This window comes from Streptomyces sp. KLMMK, from assembly GCF_036961605.1.
Lineage (GTDB): Bacteria > Actinomycetota > Actinomycetes > Streptomycetales > Streptomycetaceae > Streptomyces > Streptomyces telluris.
Genome location: NZ_JBAMDC010000549.1, coordinates 1 through 3,454 on the forward strand (window position 1 = coordinate 1; position 3,454 = coordinate 3,454).

Sequence of the window (3,454 nt, forward strand, 5' to 3'; positions counted from 1 at the left end):
CTCGACTTCTCTCTCCCGCTCTTCACCGAGCCCCTGGTGCCCACCCTCGTCCTGACGGGCGAGGACGCGCCCGAGGACCGGGTCGCCGCGGCGCGCGAGGCCGGGGCCGAGGTGCTCGTGGCGGGCGAGGGGCGCCGGGTGGACCCCGCGCGGGTGCCGCAGGTGCTGGCGGAACGCGGCCTGACCAGGCTGCTCACCGAGGGCGGCCCGCGGCTGCTGGGACAGTTCGCGGCGGCCGGGGTGCTGGACGAGCTGTGCCTGACGCTCGCCCCGATGGTCGCCGGGGGCACCGCGGCCCGGATCGTGAACGGCCCCGACATGCCCCTGCCGGAACGATTCGTCCTCGCTTCGCTCCTCGAAGAGGCAGGATTTCTCTTCAGCAGGTACCACCGGATCTGACAATCGGCGGAATATCCCGTTCCGGTTAGCCGTCGGTGGGCAGAATTGAATCGGACGCTCCCCAGGGGGCACATGATCGGAACAGGCGGGCCCAGGGGGCACGCAGGATGGTTTCTTTTGGCCGTTGGGCCGGTGGCCCACGAAGGAGAAGGGCTTCCACCGTGTTCACGAGCGTATTGATGATCGAGCAGCCGCTGTCCGCCACCGACGTCGACTTCGTCACCACCCTCCACGACGACGAGATGTCCTTCGTGGTCCTCATGCAGCCCAGAGGCGCCGAGGACCGGCTGCTCCGGGCCATCGACGACGTCGCGCTCGGCGAGCTCGAACGGGCCGTGCACGAGGCCGACGAGCCCGAGGGCGAGCAGGCCGTCCGCCCGGCCGCCCTCGCCCTGGAGCACTCGCTCCGCAGCCTCCGGGACGCGGGCTGCGAGGCCGTCGGACAGCTCATCGAGGGCCACCCGCTGGACCTGCTGCGGTCCGTGGTCGAGCAGACCCACGCCGACGAGGTGATCGTGCTGACCGCGCCGCACCTGGTGGAGGAGTTCTTCCACCGCGACTGGGCCTCCCGGGCCCGGCACAAGGTCGGCGTCCCCGTGCTCAAGCTCTACGCGCACAATGACGAAGAGGACTACGCCCTGGGCGACGTGCAGGAGCAGTGACCCGGGTTCCGGGTCAGCGGGCCGCGGGCCGGCGGGTTCCGGGCCGGCGGGTCCCGGGCGGGTGGATCAGCGCAGCCGCCCGTCGGCCATGGTGAGCACCCGGTCCGCCCGGCCGAGCAGCTCCCGGTCGTGCGTGACCAGCACGGTCGCCGTCCGGTGCGCCCGCGTCACCTCGGCGAGCAGCTCCACGACCTGCTCGCCGCGCTCCCGGTCCAGCGCCGACGTCGGCTCGTCCACCAGCAGGACGGACGGGCCCCCGGACAGCGCCCGGGCGATGTTCACCCGCTGGCGCTCGCCGCCCGACAGCTGGTGCGGGCGGCGGCGCCGCTTCGCCGCGTCCAGGCCCACCGACTCCAGCAGCCGCCCCACCCGCGCCCGGGCGGCCCGCACGCTCCCGCCCCGCAGGTGCTCCACGGCCAGCAGCTGCTCCTCGGCGGTCAGCGAGGGCAGCAGGTTCGCCTGCTGGAAGACGATGCCGATGTGCTCCCGGCGCAGCGCCGTACGGGCCCGGGCGCTCATCCGTGCGGTGTCCTGCCCCGCCACGGTCACGCGGCCCGCGTCCGGGCGCAGGAGCGTCGCCGCCACCGCGAGCAGGCTCGACTTCCCGGAGCCGGAGGGCCCCGCGACGGCCACGAGTTCCCCGGGCGCCACCTCCAGGGAGACCGCGTCGAGGGCGGTCAGCCTGCGGTCGCCGTCCGGATAGGTGAGGCCGACGGCCTCCAGCGACAGAACGGGCGGTGGAACAGGCGACGGAATGGGCGACGGAACAGGCGCGGTGCTCAACGGGAGGCTCCCAGGGCGGTCAGCGGATCGACGGACGTGATGCGGCGCACGGCGAGCGCGGAGCCGGCCAGCCCCAGCAGCACCATCGCCGCCACCGGCACGGCGACGGTCGCCGTACCCAGCTCGAACGGCACCGAGGACGACGCCAGCGCCCCGCCGGCCGCGCCCGCCGCGGCACCGAGCGCGGCCCCGGCGGCCAGTACGACCGCCGCCTGCCCGAGGGCGTCCCGCACCAGATAGGCGCTGCTCGCGCCCACGGCCTTGAGCACCGCGACGTCGGGCCTGCGCTGCACCGTCCACACCGTGAAGAAGGCGCCCACGACCAGGGCGCTCACCACGAACAGGAACCCCTGGATCATCCGCAGGGTGCCGTGCTCGGCCGCGTACCCGTCGATGCCGTCCAGCGCCGCGCCGACGCCGACCGCCTTCGTGGTCCGCGCGGCGGGCCCGTCCGGCCGCCCGCCGCCGTCCACGGCCAGCGCGGTCGGCCGCGCCTGGAGACTCACGCGGTGCCAGGCGGGCAGCGTGGTCCACACGCTCGGGGCGTGGCCGTGGCTGCGGTCGGCGGTGATGCCCGAGACGGTCAGCTCCTCGGTGCCGAGGGTGACGCGGTCGCCCGTGCGCACCCCCGTCTCGCGCGCCAGCCGCTCGCTCACCGCCACCCCGCGGCCGTCCGGGGCGGAGCCGGAGACGAGCGCGGGCCGCAGCCGGTCCGGCGTGCCGAACACGCTCACCGACGACGCCTTCCCGCCCGCCGTCAGCCGGGTCATCGCCACGCCGAACGGTTCGGCGGAGGCGACGCCCGGCGCCTCCCGCCAGGCCCGCAGCTGCCCGGCGTCCACCGAGCTGTTCGAGAACGAGACCTCCGGCGCTGCCCCGGCGGGCGCGGCGAAGACGATCCGGCCGGCGGGCAGCCCCGCCACGGCGGACGACGCCTCCCGCGCCAGGCCGTCGGTCAGGCCGTAGAGGAAGACCACGAGCGTGGTGATGAGGGCGACGACCGTACCCATCAGGGCGAACCGCCCCCGGGCGAAACGGATGTCACGGAGTGCGACGAACAAGGACCCCTCCCGGGCTCTGTCAGGACCCCTCCACGCTCCCGCGCGGGCGCCCCGCCGCCATCAGGGCAAGGAGGGGTCCGCACCCCGTCCGTCCGGTGCACCCGAAAATCAATCGAACGGTTGAGGGCTGCGGGGCCGGGTGCCCCGGGCCCGGGCCCGTACGCTCGATCGGGTGAGCCGAACGAGCCTCCCCGACCCCGAGACCGCGCCCGGGCACGCGCGCGTGCCCGGCCGACCCGCCCTCGTCGCCGGCGCCGGGGCGGAGATGCCCTCCCTGCGGCTGGTCCGGCTCGCGGTGCACGGGGCGTTCTACGTGCTGCTCGTCATCGCCGCCGGCCCCGCCCTGGCCGGGACGGCCCCCGTGGCCGTGCTGCCGCCCGCCGCCGTCCTCGCGGCCGTCTACGGGATCGGCATCGTCCGCAGCGCCCGGCGTCCCGGCCCCTGGCTCGCCGCCGTCACCGCGCTGTGGCTGCTGCTCCTGGCCATGGACCACGGCTTCAGCTACGTCGCCTTCCCGCTCTTCTTCCTCTTCCTGCACGCCACGCCATG

At 75.1% G+C, this 3,454-nt stretch carries 4 protein-coding genes and 1 pseudogene; 3 read left to right on the plus strand and 2 right to left on the minus strand.

What is annotated here, in order from left to right; all coding sequences use genetic code 11:
- Window positions 1–399: dihydrofolate reductase family protein (locus V7793_RS35330; RefSeq protein ID WP_336013776.1), on the plus strand; the 399-nt coding region annotated here is incomplete at its 5' end.
- Between the two features lie 161 nt (window positions 400–560).
- The gene (locus V7793_RS35335) at window positions 561–1,061 is read left to right on the plus strand and encodes an indole-3-glycerol phosphate synthase (protein WP_336013777.1); all 501 of its coding nucleotides are present in this window, start codon (window positions 561–563) and stop codon (window positions 1,059–1,061) included.
- Between the two features lie 66 nt (window positions 1,062–1,127).
- On the opposite strand, the gene V7793_RS35340 is transcribed toward V7793_RS35335, so the two are convergent.
- On the minus strand, window positions 1,128–1,844 hold the full coding sequence (locus V7793_RS35340; protein ID WP_443058068.1) for an ABC transporter ATP-binding protein: 717 nt from the start codon (window positions 1,842–1,844) through the stop codon (window positions 1,128–1,130).
- Entirely contained in the window at window positions 1,841–2,905 is a 1,065-nt protein-coding gene (locus tag V7793_RS35345; RefSeq protein WP_336013778.1) for an ABC transporter permease, read from the minus strand. The genes V7793_RS35340 and V7793_RS35345 overlap by 4 nt, the downstream gene beginning before the upstream one ends.
- A 172-nt stretch (window positions 2,906–3,077) precedes the next feature.
- Here V7793_RS35345 and V7793_RS35350 point away from each other — a divergent pair.
- Window positions 3,078–3,454 (plus strand): annotated as a pseudogene (locus V7793_RS35350) (sensor histidine kinase); the annotation flags it as partial.